This window comes from Luteimonas colneyensis, assembly GCF_014836665.1.
Lineage (GTDB): Bacteria > Pseudomonadota > Gammaproteobacteria > Xanthomonadales > Xanthomonadaceae > Luteimonas > Luteimonas colneyensis.
Genome location: NZ_JACSQJ010000001.1, coordinates 450,806 through 466,623 on the forward strand (window position 1 = coordinate 450,806; position 15,818 = coordinate 466,623).

A 15,818-nucleotide genomic window follows, 5' to 3' on the forward strand; every position below is an offset into this window, starting at 1 on the left:
CGCCCCGCGCGACGCCTGGACCGCGGGCGCGCGCATCAGAACAGGCTGTCCGGGTCGCCGGCCTGCGGACGCCGTGCCGGTGCCGGCACCGCGGCCGGGGCCCCGCGGCCGCGCTCGGCGGCCAGCGCGGCGATGCGGGCGTTGTGCGTGACCAGGTCGTGGCGCTCGACCACGAATACACCCATCTGCCCGACCTTGAACTCGATCCACATCAGTGGCAGCTCCGGCAGCAGGCGCGACAGCGCGCGCTCGGCCTCGCCGACCTCGCAGATCAGCAGGCCGTCCTCGGACAGGTGCAGCGGCGCGTCGCGCAGGATCTCCAGCACCAGGTCCAGGCCGTCGTCGCCGGCGCGCAGCCCCATCTCCGGCTCGTAGGAGTACTCGCGCGGCAGCGCGTCGGTCTCGTCGTTGGTGACGTAGGGCGGGTTGGTGACGATCAGGTCGTAGTGCTCGCCCTGCAGCGCCGAAAACAGGTCCGAGCGCAGGAAGCGGGTGTTGTGCACGTCCAGGCGGCGCTCGTTCTCGCGCGCAAGTGCCAGGGCGTCGTCGCTCAGGTCGACGCCGTCGACGTGCCAGTCCGGGTTCCAGTGCGCCATCGCGATCGCGATGCAGCCCGAGCCGGTGCACAGGTCCAGCGCGCGGCGCACCTCGCGCCCGGCCAGCCACGGCTCGAAGCCCGACTCGATCAGCTCGGCGATCGGCGAGCGCGGCACCAGCGCACGCGGGTCGCTCTTGAAGCTGAGCCCGGCGAACCAGGCCTCGCCGCACAGGTACGCCGCCGGGATGCGCTCCTCGATGCGGCGGATGAAGAGGCCGAGCACGTCCTCCTTCTCGGCCTCGGTCACGCGCGCCTGGCCGTAGACCGGACTGAGGTCGTGCGGCAGGTGCAGCGCGTGCAGGGTGAGCTGCGTGGCTTCGTCCAGGGCGTTGTCGTAGCTGTGGCCGAAGGTCAGGCCCGCCGCGTTGAACCGGCTGGCGCCGTAGCGGATCAGGTCGATGATGGTCTGGAGCTGATGGGTCGTCATGGCGCGCTTCGCGGCGCTTTCCGCCGGGGCCACGCAGTATATAGGGAAGCCATGCCCCGCCCCGCGCGGGCCGCTATGATGGCCCGCCCCCGGACGCCACGAGGCACCATGTTCAACCGCAGCATCCTGATCGTGCTCGTGATCGCCCTCGCCGCCGGCCTTGGCCTGGTGGCTTCGCAGCGCTGGTTCGGCCGCAACGATGCGCCGCCCCGTCCCGAACTGCAGACGGTGCGCCTGTTCCCGCAGGCACGCGAACTGCCGCCCTTCGCGCTGCAGCAGTCCGACGGCACCCAGCTGGTGCCCGGCGAACTGCACGGCCACTGGACCCTGGTGTTCCTCGGCTTCACCCACTGCCCGGACGTCTGCCCGACCACGCTCGCCGACCTGTCGCGTGCGCAGAAGGAATGGGAAGTCCTGCCCGAGGCGCGGCGCCCGCGGGTGCTGTTCGTCTCGGTCGACCCCGAGCGCGACAGCCCGGACCGCATCGGCGAATACGCCGCCTTCTTCCACCGCGACACGCTGGCCGCCACTGCCGACATCCCGGCGCTGGAAGCCTTCGCGCGCTCGCTGTCGCTGGTGTTCATGAAGGTCCCCGGCCCCGACGGCGCGCCCGAGGATGCATACACCATCGATCATTCCGCCGCGCTCGCCGTGCTCGACCCGGAGGGCCGCATGGCCGGCGTCGTGCAGGCTCCGCTGGAGCCGGCCGCGATCGCGGCCGACCTCGCCGCGCTGACCGGGGAGACCCTTCAGTGAGCCTCGCCACCACGCTCACCTATGCGCTGCCCCACCGCATGCTGTCGGCGGCCGCGCGCCGGCTGGCCTATTCCGACCATCCCCGGCTGCGCGCCTGGCTGATCGACACCGTGGTGCGCCGCTTCGGCGTGGACCTGTCCGAGGCGGCCCAGTCCGATCCCGCCGCCTACGCCACGTTCAACGCCTTCTTCACCCGCGCCCTGCGTCCGGGCGCGCGGATGGCCGATGCGGATCCCGACGCGATCCTGATGCCGGCCGACGGCCGGATCAGCCAGTGCGGCGCGATCGAGGACGGCCGCATCTTCCAGGCCAAGGGCCGCTCGTTCACCGCCGCCGAGCTGCTCGCCGACGAGGCCGCCGCCGCGCCCTACGACGGCGGCCTGTTCGCGACGGTCTACCTGTCGCCGAAGGACTACCACCGCGTGCACATGCCCTGGAACGGCCGGCTGCTGCGCACGGTCCACGTGCCCGGCCGGCTCTTCAGCGTCGGCCCTGCGGCGGTGGCGCAGGTGCCGCGCCTGTTCGCGCGCAACGAGCGCCTGGTCTGCCACTTCGCCACCGATTTCGGCCCGATGGCGGTGGTGATGGTGGGTGCCCTGCTGGTCTCGGGCGTGGAAACGGTGTGGAGCGGCGAGGAAATCCCCGCCTACGGCGACCGCGTCACCAGCAAGGACTACCTGGGCGGAGCCACGGTGGAACTCGCGCGCTTCGCCGAGATGGCGCGGTTCAACTACGGCTCCACCGTGATCGTGCTGCTGCCCCCCGGCGTGGCCGCCCTGGCCCCCGGACTCGGGCCGGAAACGCCGGTCCGGCTCGGGGAGCGGCTGGCGACGCGGCTGCGCTGACGACACGCAGGCGCCGCGAAGCGTAGAATCCGCAGCCCCGCAAGGCCGTCCCGGCCCCGAATCGAGGCCGCAGATGAGTTCCGACGCCCCCGCCACGCTGTTCACCGACCTTGGCCTGCCCCAGCCGCTGCTGCAGGCCCTGGCCGCGGTGGGCTACGAAGCCCCCTCGCCGATCCAGGCCGCCACCATCCCGCCGCTGCTGCAAGGCCGCGACGTGCTCGGCCAGGCCCAGACCGGAACCGGCAAGACCGCCGCCTTCGCGCTGCCGGCGATGGCGCGCCTGGACGCGTCCGCGCGCAAGCCGCAGGTGCTGGTGCTGGCACCCACCCGCGAGCTGGCGATCCAGGTCGCCGAGGCCTTCCAGAAGTACGCCGCCTTCATGCCCGGCTTCCAGGTGCTGCCGATCTACGGCGGCCAGGGCTACGGCCCCCAGTTGCAGGCCCTGCGCCGCGGCGTGCAGGTGATCGTGGGCACCCCGGGCCGCGTGATCGACCACATCGAGAAGGGCTCGCTGGACCTGTCCGAGCTGCGCATGCTGGTGCTCGACGAAGCCGACGAGATGCTGCGCATGGGCTTCATCGACGACGTCGAGGCGGTGCTGGCGCGCACGCCCGAGACCCGCCAGGTGGCGCTGTTCTCGGCCACCATGCCGCCGCCGATCCGGCGCATCGCGCAGACCTACCTGAAGGATCCGGTCGAGGTGGCGATCAAGTCCGCCACCAGCACCGCGCGCAACATCCGCCAGCGCTACTGGATGGTCAGCGGCACCAACAAGCTCGATGCGGTCACCCGGATCCTCGAGGCCGAGCCCTTCGACGGCATGATCGTGTTCACGCGCACCAAGATCGCGACCGAGGAACTGGCCGAGAAGCTGCAGGCGCGCGGGTTCGCCGCCGCCGCGATCAACGGCGACATCGCCCAGGCCCAGCGCGAGCGCACCATCGCCCAGCTCAAGGAGGGCAAGGTCGACATCCTGGTGGCCACCGACGTCGCCGCGCGCGGCCTGGACGTCGACCGCATCAGCCACGTGCTGAACTACGACGTGCCTTACGACACCGAGAGCTACGTCCACCGCATCGGCCGCACCGGCCGCGCCGGGCGCAGCGGCGAGGCGATCCTGTTCATCGCGCCGCGCGAGCGCAACCTGCTGCGCGCGATCGAGCGCGCCACCCGCCAGCCGATCGAGCAGATGGACCTGCCGACGGTGGAGAACGTCAACGACGCGCGCATCGGCAAGTTCAAGCAGTCGATCACCGACACCCTGGCCGGCGGCGGGCTGTCGCTGTTCCAGTCGCTGGTCGAGGACTACGAGCAGGAGTTCAACGTACCGGCGGTCGAGATCGCCGCCGCGCTGGCGAAGATGGCGCGCGGCGACGTGCCGCTGCTGATGGAAGTGCCCAAGCGCGAAGCCAGGCCGGCCCCGGCCTTTGGCGACGATCGCGGCTTCCGCGAGCGCCCCGCCCGCCACGAACGCGCCGAACGCGGCGACCGCGACGACCGCCCGGCGTTCCCGAAGAAGGAGCGCGTGGCGCGCCCGCCGCAGGCCGGCATGCAGACCTTCCGCGTCGAGGTGGGTTACGACCATGGCGTGAAGCCGGGCAACATCGTCGGCGCCATCGCCAACGAGGCCAACCTCGAGGCGAAGCACATCGGCCGCATCGAGATCTTCGAGGACCACAGCCTGATCGACCTGCCCGAAGGCATGCCGCAGGAGACGATGGCGCACCTCAAGGGCGTGTGGTGCGCGGGCCAGCAGCTGCGCATCACGCTGGACGGCGAAGCCCCTGACACGGCTGGCAAGATGCCGGGCCGCAAGCCGTTCCCGAAGAAGACCTTCGGCAGGAAGCCCTTCCCGCCGCGCACGCCCCACCGCAAGGGCCCGCGTCCCGAGTAACTCGCCAGGCCTCACGAAACTGCTGAAGCAATCCTGTAGGAGCAGCTACAGCTGCGACCCGGAATCACCGCACGCCCAGGTCGCAGCTGTAGCTGCTCCTACAGATCCGGGGTTTACAGCTTCGTCCGCTCAGGGACCGAGGACGTGGATCACTTCCTCGAGCGGCGGCCAGCCCAGGATCGGCGCCAGCCACCAGTAGGCGGCGACCACGATCAGCAGCCACAGGGCGAGCTTCAGCACCACGCCGGCGACCTTGAACGCCAGGTACAGGCCGATGACGATCGCGACCAGGCCCAGCCAGCTCACGGACGCATTCCTGCACGCTGCTCGCGGGATGCAGTGCTGGACATGCGATGACGGGGATGACGTGCCTGTTCGTGCATCCGGACATTCTACGTGGACGGGCTGTAGCAGCGGCGCGCGCCGCGCACCTGGGTACGCAACGCCGGCGCTGGACGTCGAAGAATGCCGGATGCCGGATGCCGGATGCCGGGCGTCGGGCGCCGCTGGGCGTTCGGCTTCGTGGGGGAGCGTGTCGCTGCGGGGTGGGGACGGACCGGCGAAGCAGCCATCTATGGCTGATTCGCCTACCGCGCACATCCATGTGCGCTGTCCATCCCCACCCCGCAGCGCCCCGCTTCGATGGCTGGTGGCGCGCGGCTTCGGAGACACGCGACCACGAGACTTCGATGTGTTCCGCCACTCTCACGGCGTCGCGGCGCGCCCTCTTCCACGAAGCCGACAACGGTCGTGCGGGAGATGGATGGCGGGGGGAGTGCGGAGAGTGGGCCATGGATGGCCCACGCCCCGGCTTCAGACACGGACGTCTGCGGCCGGGCGGAGCACTCCCCCCGCCAGCCGCCTCCCGCGGCGCGGACACTCCCGAAGCAAGCTGTGAGATGCCCAGCCCGACGCGGTCTCCCAAGCAGTCAGCAAATCCCACTAGAGCCGATCGAGACCCGCGCCACCCGCTATCCTGTCGCGATGACGATTTCCTGCGACGTGCTGGTCATCGGGGCCGGCGCAGCGGGCCTGATGTGCGCGATGACGGCCGGCCAGCGCGGCCGGCAGGTGCGCGTGGTTGAGCGCGCCAACAAGCCCGGCAAGAAGATCCTGATGTCCGGCGGCGGCCGCTGCAATTTCACCAATACCGGCACCACCCCCGCCAACTTCATCTCGGCCAACCCCCACTTCTGCAAATCCGCCCTGGCCCGCTACCGCCCGGCCGACTTCATCGACCTCGTCGACCGCCACGGCATCGCCTGGCACGAAAAGGAGCTCGGACAGCTGTTCTGCGACGACTCCTCGAAGCAGATCGTGCGCATGCTGATGGACGAGTGCGCCGATGCCGGCGTCCACGTCGACACCGGCTGCGACGTCCACGGCGTCGTGCGCGAGGGCGAGGGCTTCGTCGTCGAGACCGCGCGGGGCCGCGTCGCCGCCGCGTCGCTGGTGGTCGCGAGCGGCGGCCTGTCGATCCCGAGCCTGGGCGGCAGCGGCCTGGGCTATGCGCTGGCGAAGCAGTTCGGCCACGACGTGCTGCCCACGCGCGCTGGACTGGTGCCGCTGGTGCTCACCGGCAGCCACGCCGAGCGGCTGGAGGGCCTGAGCGGCGTCGCGCTGGAGGTCGAAGCCACGGCCCGCGGGCCGTCGTTCCGCAACGCCATGCTGGTCACGCATCGCGGACTCAGCGGGCCGGCGATCCTGCAGGCGTCCTCGTACTGGGAGCCCGGGCAGGCGCTGTCGATCGACCTGCTTCCGGGCACCGACGCGCTCGACTGGCTGCGTGCGCAGCGCGCTGCGCGGCCGGCCAGCGAACTGCGCACCGTCCTCGCCGAGCGCATGCCCAAGCGCTTCGCCCAGCGCCTGTGCGAACACTGGCTCGGCGACCGGCCGCTGCGGCAGTTCGACGAGCCGATGCTGGCGCGCGCCGCGGCGGCGCTGTCGGCGTGGCCGGTCGTAGCCAGCGGCACCGAGGGCTATCGCACCGCGGAAGTCACGCTCGGCGGCGTCGACACCGGCGGGCTGTCATCGACGACGATGATGTCGCGGCTCGTGCCGGGCCTCTTCTTCGTCGGCGAGGTGGTCGACGTGACCGGCTGGCTCGGCGGCTACAACTTCCAGTGGGCCTGGGCTTCGGGCCGCGCCGCGGGCCAGGTCGCCTGACTCAGGGCGTGGCTTCGTAACTGGCGGCGGCGCAGAGCCGGGTATCGGTGGCCGTGGCCGCGGGAATGCCGTCGCCCTGCAGCGCGAGCAGCTTCACCACCTGGAAGCCGGCCTCCTCGTAGCTGGCCAAGGCCAGGAAACCGGTCTTCATGCTGCCGCAGAAGCCCTGCCCGTCGTCGCCACGGACCTCGTCCAGCACCCGCCGCAACTCCACCGGATGGCCGGCGTCGATGCTCATCATGTCGGCATAGCGCTCGCCGGCGCTGTATTCGTCGCCACCGCGGACGATGGCCACGCGCTCGGTGACGAAGGCCGCGCCGTTGGCGCCGCTGATGCGCGCGTCGGCGATCTCGATCGCACCCGTCATCGAGGCGGACACGCGGTCGGCGGCCACGAAGTCGCCAAGCGCGACGGGCTGCAGCGTCGGCGGCGCCGCGCGCTCGATCGGCGCCTTGGCGGGGTCGGGATCGAGCGAGGTGCGCGGCGCGGGCGGCGGCGCGCTGGTGGCGGGTGGCTGTGCGGTTCCGGCCGCCGGAACGTCGTCGCGGGCACAGCCCGTGGACGCGAGGCAGGCGAGCGCGAGCGCGGCGGCGGCGGAGCGGTGGAGCAGGTCCAAAGGCGGGATCCGGATCGTGAAGGATGCGTGGGGATGATAAGCGGCGTGCGTTCAGCGCGCGTCAGGGTCGGCCCGGGGTTGCGGCGTCGCGGGCAGTTCGGGCGTGCTTTCGCTGAGGATGCGCAGGCTCTCCTCGGCGCGCCGGCGACGCGCTTCCGCGGCCTCCGGATCCTCCGGCTCGCCGTCCGCCAGCGCGTCCTGCGCGCCGCTGGCGCGCAGCGGGGTCCCGGGGAAGGCCTGCAGCGGATCGACCGGGCCCGAGGCATGCAGGCCGGGCCTGCACTCCCCCAGCAGCGCCCCGGCCGCGACGTCGTCGCCCGCGACTTCCTGCACCCGCACCGCGAGGCCGGTCACGTCGCCGTGCGTGGCCAGGCGCCGGCAGGCCTCGGCGATGGTCGAATGCCCGCCGCCGCGCGAGGACATCACCAGCAGCACGGTCATCCGGTCCACCCAGCCGGCTGCGCGCACGCCGGCGATGTCGGACACGTCGCGCCGCGCGGCTTCGCGACGGATCGCGCTGCCGCGATCGGCCAGCAGCACCTCGCGATGGACCCTGGCACCGAGGTCGGCGAGCCGCTCGGCGGCACCTTCGCCGTCACCGGCGCGCGCGTCGCGGCCGATGGCGTCGATGCCGTCGGGATCGCTCTCCGCGGCGTCGGGCGGGGTGTCGCCCGCGGCGGGCGCCGGGACCAGCGGCGGCCCGGCTGGCTCGCGATCACGCGCCTCCAATGGCCGCGCCCGGGTCACTGGAGGCGCGCTGGCCGCATCGGCCACGACCGGCACCGGAGTCGCATCGGCCTCGGGGCCCAGCCACTCGCGCACGTGGCGGTAGCCGAACCAGGGCAGCACCAGCACCAGCGCGATCGCCACCCGGAATGCACGCCTGGCGCTGCGCCGCCGTCGCAGCGCGGAGCGGTCCGGCCAGTAGGGAGTCCTGCCCGGCCGGGTCCTGCTCATGTCCCCGCACGCCAGAGCAGGGCCACCGGCAGCGCCACCAGCAGCAGCAGGCCGGCGATGCCCAGCAGCACCGCGAGCACGCGCAGCGGCTCGCGGCGGAAGACCGCGGCGAAGGTGTCGGCGCTGCCGTCGGCCAGCGCGCGGGCGTGTTCGGCGCGCGCGCGCGCCTGGCGGGCGGCCTGGTAGTCGTCCATCAGCTGCCGTGCGCGCGGGTAATCGCCGTCCTCGGACACCCAGATCCCGCCGTGGGAGATTCCCCAGCGGCTGGGCCTGGTCTCGTGGAAGGCGATCCGGTGCTCGTCCAGGAACGCGCGGACATCGTCCGCCTCGTCCTCGGGCACCAGTCGCATGTTCAGCAGGAGCTTGGCCATCGCGCAAGGATACCCGCGGCACATGGCAAGCGCGGGACCCCGTCCGCCGCGCCGCTGCGGATCAGCCCCGGACGCCCAGTGCGCGCCGCAGGTTGTCGCGCGCCGCCGCGTCCAGGCGCGCATGGAAGAAGTCGCCCAGGTAGATGCGGTCGCGGCGCAGCAGTCCGCGCAGGAAGCGGCGCCGGTTGAGGCGGAACAGCCAGGCGGGGACCACGCCGCGGTACTCCTCGGCGATCGCGCGGTCATAGGCGTCGAAGACGTCCGGGGCCGCGCCGAGGATGGCCATGTCGCAGTCGAGGAAGTTGCGGCGGTCGTCGCCGTCCGGCCCGGTCCCGAGTTCGTCGGGCGACAGCGCGCCGTGCCGCGCCGTCAGTTCGATCAGCCCGGCGACATGGGCCGCGTCGAGGCCTTCGTCCGGCAGCCAGCGCGCGATCGCGGATGCCGCCAGTCCCGCCGAGCGCGCCTCGTTGTCGCGGCGGCCGGCCTCGTAGACCGCGTCGTGGTACAGCATCGCCAGCCAGGCCTCGCGCGGCCGCGCCCAGCCCGGTCCGGCCTCGACGGCCTCGAACAGCCGCAGCAGCGCTTCGACATGGCCGAAATGGTGGTAGGCCCGCGGTGGCGTGGCGTAGGCCGCGCGCAGTGCCTCCAGCATGCCTGGCGGCAGCGGGATCAGCTGGCGCATGCCGACGACCCGGCGTCGCGTGCGCGCAGGACGCGGGCGATCCGCTCCAGCACGCCCGCCAGCTCGCGCCGCGCCGGCGCGGGCAGCGCCGCATGCACGGCCGCGACGCAGGCATCGCGGCCATCCGGCGCGGCCCCGGTCCAGGCGAAGGCGACGCGGTTGCTCATCTTCTCTTCCTCCACCACCAGCACGTGCTCCGCCCCGAAGGCTTCCCGCAGCCGCTCGATGCGCGGCGCCGGGTCATCGCCGTGCAGGTTGCTGGCCATCACGCCGCCCGGCGCGAGTGCGTCCCGGCAGGCCGCGTGGAAGCCCGGCGTCGACAGCGCGGCGGGGATGCCGGATGCGTCGTAGCCGTCCACCAGCAGCAGGTCGTAGCGCCCGGGACGCGCGGCGACGAAGCGCGCACCGTCGTCCAGCACCACCTCCAGCCGCGCATCGTCGTCGGGAATGCCGAACTCGCGGCGGAGCGCGATCACCCCGGGATGGTTCTCCACCACCTCCAGCCGGGCCTGCGCGAGGTGGCGGTGCAGGAACTTCACCTGCGAGCCCCCGCCCAGGCCGACGATGCCGATGCGCGCCGGGCATGGCTGCCACAGCAGCGCCGCGAGCATGGTGCGGGTGTAGTCGATCAGCAGGCGGTCGGGTTCGGCGCCCCGCATGCGGCTCTGGGTCTGGCCGCGCCGGAATTGCAGCGATACATAGCCGTCGTGGCGGTGCAGGCGCGCGGGCGGCAGCGGCAGACCGGTCGGATCCACGCCTCCCGTCCCGCGCAGGCGCGCGAACCACGAGGACAGCCAGCCCGACGCCCCTCCCTTCCCTGCCACCGTGTGCTCCCTCGCCTGCGGACGCGCAGCCTAGCGCACCCGGCTCAGCGCAGCTGGCTGTCCTTGCTGCCGCGGCGGTTGTAGCCGGCGTGGCCGGCCTCTTCCTCGTCGAGGGCAGACTGGCAGGCCACGCACAGGCGCACGCCCGGCACCGCGTTCCGCCTCGCCTCGGGGATCGGCGCGTCGCATTCCTCGCAGGTCGCCCGCCCCGGCCCATGGCCAAGGCGGCTGCGCGCGCGTTCGATGGCGTCCTTCACGGTCGCGTCGATCTGGTCCTGCACGGCGCCGTCGCCGGCCCAGCCGGTGGCCATGGTCTGCTCCTGCACGATGGGGGTCCGAACCCGCGTTATCGGGGCGAAGGACGGTTCACGCAAGGGCGCGCGACGCCGGCCCCCAGCGCGCGGACGGCTGCGAGCGCCCCCTTCACGAGCGCATGCGACCATTCCCGCATGCGTGCAGACCTCACCAGAACCTTCGCCGCCCTCCTGTTCATACTGGTCTCCGCCACCGGCACGACCCATGCCCAGGAGCCCGCTACACCCCCGGCCAGCGCCGACGAGGCGCCCGCCCCCGGACCCGATTCCGCCGCCCACGACCTCGTCGAGAGCCGTCGCCTGGCCCGGCGCCTGCAGGACACCGCCGGCCTGGCCGACGTCTCGGTCACCGTGCACGACGGCGTCGCCGCGCTGCAGGGCGTGGTCCTGGCCCCCGAGGACCGCGAGCGTGCCGAACAGGTGGCCGCCCAGCATCCGGGCATCGAGCGCGTCGACAACGGGGTGACGCTGAGCACGCGTTTCACCGATCGCATCGCCACCGCGTCCGAGCTGGCCGTCGACAAGGTGACCCGGCTGCTCGCCGCGCTGCCGCTGCTGCTGGTGGCGATCGTCGTGGTGGCCCTGGCCTGGGCCTTCGGCAAGTGGCTGGGGCGTCGCCTCGGCCGTCGCATCGCAAGCCGCAACTGGCAGGCGGAGAATCCGTTCTTCGCCACCCTGGTGCAGCAGCTGGTGCAGTGGCTGGTGCTGCTCGCCGGGGTGCTCATCGCGCTTGACCTGCTCGGCGCCACCGCGCTGGTGGGCGCGGTGATGGGTTCGGCCGGAGTGCTCGGCCTGGCGCTGGGCTTCGCGTTCAAGGACATCGCCGAGAACTACGTGGCCGGCGTGCTGCTCAGCATCCGCCGCCCCTTCGCGCCCGGCGAGTCGCTGCGCATCGACGATACCCACGAGGGCAAGGTGGCCGCGCTGACCTCGCGCGCGACCGTGCTGGTCACGCACGACGGCAACCGCCTCACCCTGCCGAACGCGCTGGTGTTCAAGTCGGTGGTGCTCAACTTCTCCAGCAACCCCAAGCGGCGGCTGGAGTTCACCATTCCGCTCGACGTCGAGGAGTCGATCCGCCGCGTGCAGGAACTGGCGCTGGGCGCGATCCGGTCGATCGACGGCGTGGCCGCCGATCCGGGACCGTCCTGGACCGTGGACGCCTACGACGCCGGCGGGATCACGCTGCGCTTCTTCGCCTGGGTCGACCAGCGCCAGAGCGACATCGGCAAGGTGCGCAGCGAGGCGATCCACGCGGTCCGCACCTGCCTGGCCAGCGCCGGGGTCAGGACGCCCCGCAACATCCAGTACACCACCGAGCTGGTGGACGACCCGCCCGCATCCAGCCCGGCGCACCCGGCCGGCCACGCCGGCGACGGCGTCGCCGACACATCGGTCAACCACGACCTGGACGAACACCTGGTCGCGGAACAGCGCGCGCACGCGGGCGAGGACCTGCTTCCCGAAGAGACGGCCGGCACCGCCGCACCGCCACCGGGCTGATTCGGAGTTTTCCTACCCCGTAATGGAGAAGCGCCCGACGGGCCTGCGGACCGCCGCGGCGCAAGCTTGCGGATGCCCCGGCAGCACGGCCCTGCACCGGTCACGGATGCCGCTCAGCAATGGAATGGCCGCGACCTTGAGCAAGTCGTGAAGCTGGGCCGGGGCTCCAAACCAGCGAGGCGCGCCAATGGTCGAGATCAAGCAGATTGCGGCGGGTTTCCAGGTCTCCGGCGCGACGTACGACGAGGTCTTCCACAGCCGCTTCAAGGCGACCATGGCAGCCCACGCGGTCGCGCTCGGCGACGCCACCGCCAGCGGCCGGCCGGTCGCCATCGTCATGCCCGGCGACTGGGGCGACACCATCCTGGTGGAACCGGGGCCGATGCCCGGAACCCCGCACAGGTCGAACGCCGCCGCCGGCTGAGCCGCGGCGGAACCGGAGCTACTCTTCCGGCGGCCGCGGAGGCGGCGTGCCGGCCGGACGCGCGCAGCCCGGCGCCGGCCCGACGCCGTCGATGGTCACGTCGCCCGCATGCGGAAACTCCGCACCCGACATGCTGTCCTGGCAGGGACCCGGCCTCAGCGTCACCGAGATCGTGCCCGCCGCGTCGCGGGCGTGGACCACGCGCGCGTCCTCGCCTTCATCCCGGCGCTCGATGCTAAAACGCCGACCATCCACCTCGGGACCATCCAGGACCACCTCGCCACCCTCCACGCGCGCCTGCCAGAAGGGCTCGTTGGTGGACACCACGAACTCCGCCGGCAGCGTCGGCGCGGGTGCCGCGGGTGTCGCGGGCGCGGGCGCGTCGGTCGCCGCTGCCGGATCACCGGCGGCCGGGGCACGGTCGCAGCCGGCCAGCGGCAGCGCCGCGATCAACAGGGTGGTCATCAGTGCGCGGTCCATCGGGAGCCTCTCGCGATCCGGGCGGGACAGCATGCCCGATCGGCGCGGCGCGGGCGTCACGCCGGCATCGACAGCCAGCGCAGCACGCCCGCCGCGGCCACGTGGGCGCTGGCGTAGCAGGCGGTGAGCAGGTAGCCGCCGGTCGGCGCCTCCCAGTCGAGCATTTCGCCGGCGGCGAAGGTGCCGGGACGCGCGCGCAGCATCAGCTGCCTGTCCAGCGCTTCCAGGCGGATGCCGCCGGCACTGCTGATGGCCTCGTCGATCGGCCGCGCGCGGAGCAGGCGCAGCGGGAGGCGCTTGGCCGCCGCCGCGACGACGGCCGGGTCGTGCATGGCGTCGGCGCCCAGCACCTCGCGCAGCAGGCCGGCCCTGGCGCCGTCGATGCCCGCGGCGCGGCGGAGGTGCTCGGACACGCTGCGCTTGCCGCGCGGACGCGCCAGTTCGTGCTGGAGCCTCGCCAGCTCGCGGCCGGGGACCAGGTCCAGCTCCAGGATCGCGTGGCCCTCACGGGCGATGCGCTCGCGCAGCGGTGCCGAGATGGCATACACCAGGCTGCCCTCGATGCCGTGCTCCGACACCACGCACTCGCCCTGCAGCGCATGCGCGCTGCCGTCGACCTCGCGCCAGTGCGCGATGACCGGCTTCAGCGGCGCGCCGGCGTGCCTGGCGGCGAAATGCGGCGACCAGCCGACGTCAAAGCCGCAGTTGGCCGGCTGCAGCGGCGCCACCTCGATCCCGGCGTCGCGCAGCAGCGCCTGCCACGCGCCGTCGGAGCCGAGCTGCGGCCAGCTGCCGCCGCCCAGCGCCAGCACCGTGGCGTCGGCGTCGAAGGCGAGCCCGCCGTCGGGCGTGTCGAAGCGCAGGCGGCCGTCGTCCGCCCAGCCCGTCCAGCGATGGTGGACGTGGAGGTGCACGCCCTGCGCCCGCAGGCGCCGCACCCAGCCGCGCAGCAGCGGTGCCGCCTTCAGGTCGTCCGGGAATACGCGTCCTGAGCTGCCGACGAAGGTCGGCACGCCCAGGCCGAGCGCCCAGGCGCGCAGCGCGTCGGCGTCGAAGGCCTCGAGCCAGGACGCGACCTCGCCCGCGCGTTCGCGGTAGCGGCTGGCGAACAGCGCCGGAGGATCGGAGTGCGTGAGGTTGAGCCCGCCCTTGCCGGCCACCAGGAACTTGCGGCCCGCCGACCCCTTGGCCTCGAAGACATGGACCTCGCAGCCCGCCGCGCGCAGCCGTTCGGCCGCGAACAGCCCCGCTGTTCCACCTCCGACCACGGCGACGCGGCGGCGTCCGGCCTGGGCCGCCCCGCTGGCCGTCGTCTCGCCCACGGGATCCTCAGGCCTTGCGCAGGAAGCAGGTCTTCAGCACCAGGTCCCTGATCCTGTCGGAGTGGCCTTCGATGTGCTCGGCGTCATCCTCGACCAGGCGGATGTTGCGGATCACCGTGCCCTGCTTGAGCGGGATCGACGATCCCTTGACCTTGAGGTCCTTGATCACGACCACGGTGTCGCCGGCCGCGAGCGGGTTGCCGTTGACGTCACGCACCACCGGGGCGTCGCCCGCCGCGTCGCCGCCCTCGCCCGGCGCCCACTCGTGGCCGCAGTCGGCGCAGACCAGCAGCGCGCCGTCGGCATAGGTGTTCTCGAGGCCGCATTGCGGGCAGGCGGGGATGGCGGGCATGGCGGCTCCGGAGCAAGGTGGGGCCGTTCATTGTAGCCGCGGGGCTCCGTGTAACCTTGGCCGCAGGACCTCGAAGCCGCGGCGCAGTCGCTGCAGCGGGGTCGGATCCACGGGTCCGTCGTCGAGCAGCGCATCGGCCAGCGCGCGCCGCAGCGGCGGCAGCACACGCCCGGCCCCGATGATCGCGCGGCGCAGCGGCCGCAGCGGCAGGCGGTCGTCGGTGAACACGCGCACCACCAGCCCCGTGCCGAGGAACAGCGTCGCGCAGCCGACGCGGTGCCGGCGCTGGTAGCGCGCGAGCATCGCCGGTTCGGCGGGATCACCGTTCAGGGCCATCGAATCGGCCACGGCCGACGCCAACCGCTCGACGCTGGCCAGCCCGAGGTTGAAACCGTGCGCGGTCACCGGATGCATCCCCACCGCCGCGTCGCCCACCAGGGCGAAGCGCGGGCCGGCGAAGCGGTGCGCCCAGGTCGCCACCAGCGGATAGGCGTGCACCCGGCCCTCGAGCGCCATCGCGCCGAAGCGGCCGTGGTAGCGCGCTTCCAGCTCGCGCGCGTACGCGTCGGGCGCGAGCGCCAGCAGCGCCTCCGCCTCCGCACCGGTCACCGTGAGCACCGCCGAGGCGAGTCCGTCGTTGAGCGGCAGCAGCGCGCGCGTCTGTCCCTGTCCGAACCACTCCCAGGCCACGCCGTCGTGGCCCTGGGCCAGGCGCACGCGGCAGACCAGCATGGTCTTGCCGAAGTCGTGCATGGCCACCGGGACGCCCAGCGCGCGGCGCGTGGACGAGAAGCGGCTGTCGGCCGCGACCAGCAGCGGCGCCTCGAAGCGCCGGCCGTCCTCGAGCACCACCTCCGCCCTGCGCGAGCCGGCCGCCACCGAGGCCACGCGCGCGTCGAAGTGCACGCGGATCCGCGGATCGGCCTCGACCACGCCCCAGGCCGCGGCGCGGATGTCGCTGTTCGCGACCAGGCTCCCCAGCGCCTCGTGCCCGAACGGTCCGGCATCGACCTCGAAGCCCTCGCCGGCGTCGCCGTCGGCGACCCGCGCGCGCACCAGCGGTGCCACCTTCGCGGCGTCGATGCGATCGAGGATGCCCAGCTCGCGAAGCAGTCGCATCGAGGACCGGGTCATCGCGATCTCGCGGCCGTCGGGCGCCGGCTCAGCGATCGCGGCGCGGGGCTGCCGCTCGATGACATCGACGCGCAGGCCGCGCATTGACAGCGCGCGCGCCAGCGACAGGCCGGCCGGGCCGGCTCCGATGACGAGGATGGATGGCTCGGACAT

At 73.0% G+C, this 15,818-nt stretch carries 17 protein-coding genes and 1 pseudogene; 6 read left to right on the plus strand and 12 right to left on the minus strand.

From position 1 onward, the window contains the following. Positions 1 to 110: 110 nt before the first annotated feature. A pseudogene (prmB, locus tag H9645_RS01960) lies at positions 111 to 1,025 on the minus strand (50S ribosomal protein L3 N(5)-glutamine methyltransferase); the annotation flags it as partial. 108 nt (positions 1,026 to 1,133) lie between these two features. On the opposite strand from prmB, the gene H9645_RS01965 reads away from it, so the two are divergent. From H9645_RS01965 to H9645_RS01975, 3 genes are all read left to right on the plus strand, one after another. Then, entirely contained in the window at positions 1,134 to 1,781 is a 648-nt protein-coding gene (locus H9645_RS01965; protein WP_191728046.1) for an SCO family protein, read from the plus strand. After that, on the plus strand, positions 1,778 to 2,626 hold the full coding sequence (gene asd, locus H9645_RS01970) for an archaetidylserine decarboxylase (RefSeq protein WP_191728047.1): 849 nt from the start codon (positions 1,778 to 1,780) through the stop codon (positions 2,624 to 2,626). Before H9645_RS01965 ends, asd begins: the two co-directional genes overlap by 4 nt. 73 nt (positions 2,627 to 2,699) lie before the next feature. After that, positions 2,700 to 4,520 (plus strand): DEAD/DEAH box helicase, encoded by a 1,821-nt coding sequence (locus H9645_RS01975; protein WP_191728048.1) that lies wholly within the window; start codon positions 2,700 to 2,702, stop codon positions 4,518 to 4,520. Between the two features lie 129 nt (positions 4,521 to 4,649). Here the strand turns inward: H9645_RS01975 and H9645_RS01980 are convergent, their stop codons facing one another. After that, a complete protein-coding gene (locus H9645_RS01980) occupies positions 4,650 to 4,826 on the minus strand; it encodes a hypothetical protein (RefSeq protein WP_191728049.1) in 177 nt (58 codons plus the stop codon). A 678-nt stretch (positions 4,827 to 5,504) separates the two neighbouring features. Here H9645_RS01980 and H9645_RS01985 point away from each other — a divergent pair. After that, positions 5,505 to 6,686, plus strand: coding sequence for a BaiN/RdsA family NAD(P)/FAD-dependent oxidoreductase (locus tag H9645_RS01985; protein WP_191728050.1), 1,182 nt, complete (start codon positions 5,505 to 5,507; stop codon positions 6,684 to 6,686). A gap of 1 nt (position 6,687) precedes the next feature. Here the strand turns inward: H9645_RS01985 and H9645_RS01990 are convergent, their stop codons facing one another. The 6 genes from H9645_RS01990 to H9645_RS02015 form a co-directional block, all read right to left on the minus strand. Next, complete coding sequence (locus H9645_RS01990; RefSeq protein WP_191728051.1) at positions 6,688 to 7,302, minus strand: hypothetical protein; 615 nt, start codon at positions 7,300 to 7,302, stop codon at positions 6,688 to 6,690. Between the two features lie 51 nt (positions 7,303 to 7,353). Continuing rightward, positions 7,354 to 8,259, minus strand: a complete 906-nt coding sequence (locus H9645_RS01995; protein ID WP_191728052.1) for a hypothetical protein — start codon at positions 8,257 to 8,259, stop codon at positions 7,354 to 7,356. Continuing rightward, entirely contained in the window at positions 8,256 to 8,630 is a 375-nt protein-coding gene (locus tag H9645_RS02000) for a DUF6164 family protein (RefSeq protein WP_191728053.1), read from the minus strand. The genes H9645_RS01995 and H9645_RS02000 overlap by 4 nt, the downstream gene beginning before the upstream one ends. A 61-nt stretch (positions 8,631 to 8,691) precedes the next feature. Beyond that, the gene (locus tag H9645_RS02005) at positions 8,692 to 9,312 is read right to left on the minus strand and encodes an HD domain-containing protein (RefSeq protein WP_191728054.1); all 621 of its coding nucleotides are present in this window, start codon (positions 9,310 to 9,312) and stop codon (positions 8,692 to 8,694) included. Further along, positions 9,300 to 10,136 carry a spermine/spermidine synthase domain-containing protein gene (locus H9645_RS02010; protein WP_191728055.1) on the minus strand — a complete coding sequence of 279 codons (837 nt, stop codon included), beginning with the start codon at positions 10,134 to 10,136 and terminating at the stop codon, positions 9,300 to 9,302. The genes H9645_RS02005 and H9645_RS02010 overlap by 13 nt, the downstream gene beginning before the upstream one ends. A 44-nt stretch (positions 10,137 to 10,180) precedes the next feature. After that, positions 10,181 to 10,447 carry a DksA/TraR family C4-type zinc finger protein gene (locus tag H9645_RS02015; protein WP_191728056.1) on the minus strand — a complete coding sequence of 89 codons (267 nt, stop codon included), beginning with the start codon at positions 10,445 to 10,447 and terminating at the stop codon, positions 10,181 to 10,183. A 138-nt stretch (positions 10,448 to 10,585) separates the two neighbouring features. Between H9645_RS02015 and H9645_RS02020 the strand changes: the two genes are divergently transcribed. Beyond that, positions 10,586 to 11,953, plus strand: a complete 1,368-nt coding sequence (locus tag H9645_RS02020) for a mechanosensitive ion channel domain-containing protein (protein WP_191728057.1) — start codon at positions 10,586 to 10,588, stop codon at positions 11,951 to 11,953. Between the two features lie 187 nt (positions 11,954 to 12,140). After that, positions 12,141 to 12,377 carry a hypothetical protein gene (locus H9645_RS02025; protein ID WP_191728058.1) on the plus strand — a complete coding sequence of 79 codons (237 nt, stop codon included), beginning with the start codon at positions 12,141 to 12,143 and terminating at the stop codon, positions 12,375 to 12,377. A gap of 18 nt (positions 12,378 to 12,395) precedes the next feature. Here the strand turns inward: H9645_RS02025 and H9645_RS02030 are convergent, their stop codons facing one another. The 4 genes from H9645_RS02030 to ubiM all read right to left on the minus strand — a co-directional run bounded on the left by H9645_RS02030 (position 12,396) and on the right by ubiM (position 15,818). Further along, entirely contained in the window at positions 12,396 to 12,842 is a 447-nt protein-coding gene (locus H9645_RS02030; protein WP_191728059.1) for a hypothetical protein, read from the minus strand. A 71-nt stretch (positions 12,843 to 12,913) separates the two neighbouring features. Continuing rightward, positions 12,914 to 14,179, minus strand: coding sequence for a TIGR03862 family flavoprotein (locus H9645_RS02035; RefSeq protein ID WP_191728060.1), 1,266 nt, complete (start codon positions 14,177 to 14,179; stop codon positions 12,914 to 12,916). 7 nt (positions 14,180 to 14,186) lie between these two features. Then, positions 14,187 to 14,531, minus strand: coding sequence for a zinc ribbon domain-containing protein YjdM (locus H9645_RS02040; protein ID WP_189494817.1), 345 nt, complete (start codon positions 14,529 to 14,531; stop codon positions 14,187 to 14,189). 27 nt (positions 14,532 to 14,558) lie between these two features. After that, positions 14,559 to 15,818: a 5-demethoxyubiquinol-8 5-hydroxylase UbiM gene (gene ubiM, locus H9645_RS02045; RefSeq protein WP_191728061.1), complete on the minus strand. Its 1,260-nt coding sequence runs from the start codon at positions 15,816 to 15,818 to the stop codon at positions 14,559 to 14,561.

Coding starts and splice junctions, on each gene's coding strand:
- H9645_RS01965 (WP_191728046.1), top strand. CDS start 1,134: ATGTTCAACCGCAGCATCCTGATCGTGCTCGTGATCGCCCTCGCCGCC.
- H9645_RS01975 (WP_191728048.1), top strand. CDS start 2,700: ATGAGTTCCGACGCCCCCGCCACGCTGTTCACCGACCTTGGCCTGCCC.
- H9645_RS01985 (WP_191728050.1), top strand. CDS start 5,505: ATGACGATTTCCTGCGACGTGCTGGTCATCGGGGCCGGCGCAGCGGGC.
- H9645_RS01995 (WP_191728052.1), bottom strand. CDS start 8,259: ATGAGCAGGACCCGGCCGGGCAGGACTCCCTACTGGCCGGACCGCTCC.
- H9645_RS02000 (WP_191728053.1), bottom strand. CDS start 8,630: ATGGCCAAGCTCCTGCTGAACATGCGACTGGTGCCCGAGGACGAGGCG.
- H9645_RS02005 (WP_191728054.1), bottom strand. CDS start 9,312: ATGCGCCAGCTGATCCCGCTGCCGCCAGGCATGCTGGAGGCACTGCGC.
- H9645_RS02015 (WP_191728056.1), bottom strand. CDS start 10,447: ATGGCCACCGGCTGGGCCGGCGACGGCGCCGTGCAGGACCAGATCGAC.
- H9645_RS02020 (WP_191728057.1), top strand. CDS start 10,586: ATGCGTGCAGACCTCACCAGAACCTTCGCCGCCCTCCTGTTCATACTG.
- H9645_RS02025 (WP_191728058.1), top strand. CDS start 12,141: ATGGTCGAGATCAAGCAGATTGCGGCGGGTTTCCAGGTCTCCGGCGCG.
- H9645_RS02030 (WP_191728059.1), bottom strand. CDS start 12,842: ATGACCACCCTGTTGATCGCGGCGCTGCCGCTGGCCGGCTGCGACCGT.
- H9645_RS02040 (WP_189494817.1), bottom strand. CDS start 14,531: ATGCCCGCCATCCCCGCCTGCCCGCAATGCGGCCTCGAGAACACCTAT.
- ubiM (WP_191728061.1), bottom strand. CDS start 15,818: ATGTCCGAGCCATCCATCCTCGTCATCGGAGCCGGCCCGGCCGGCCTG.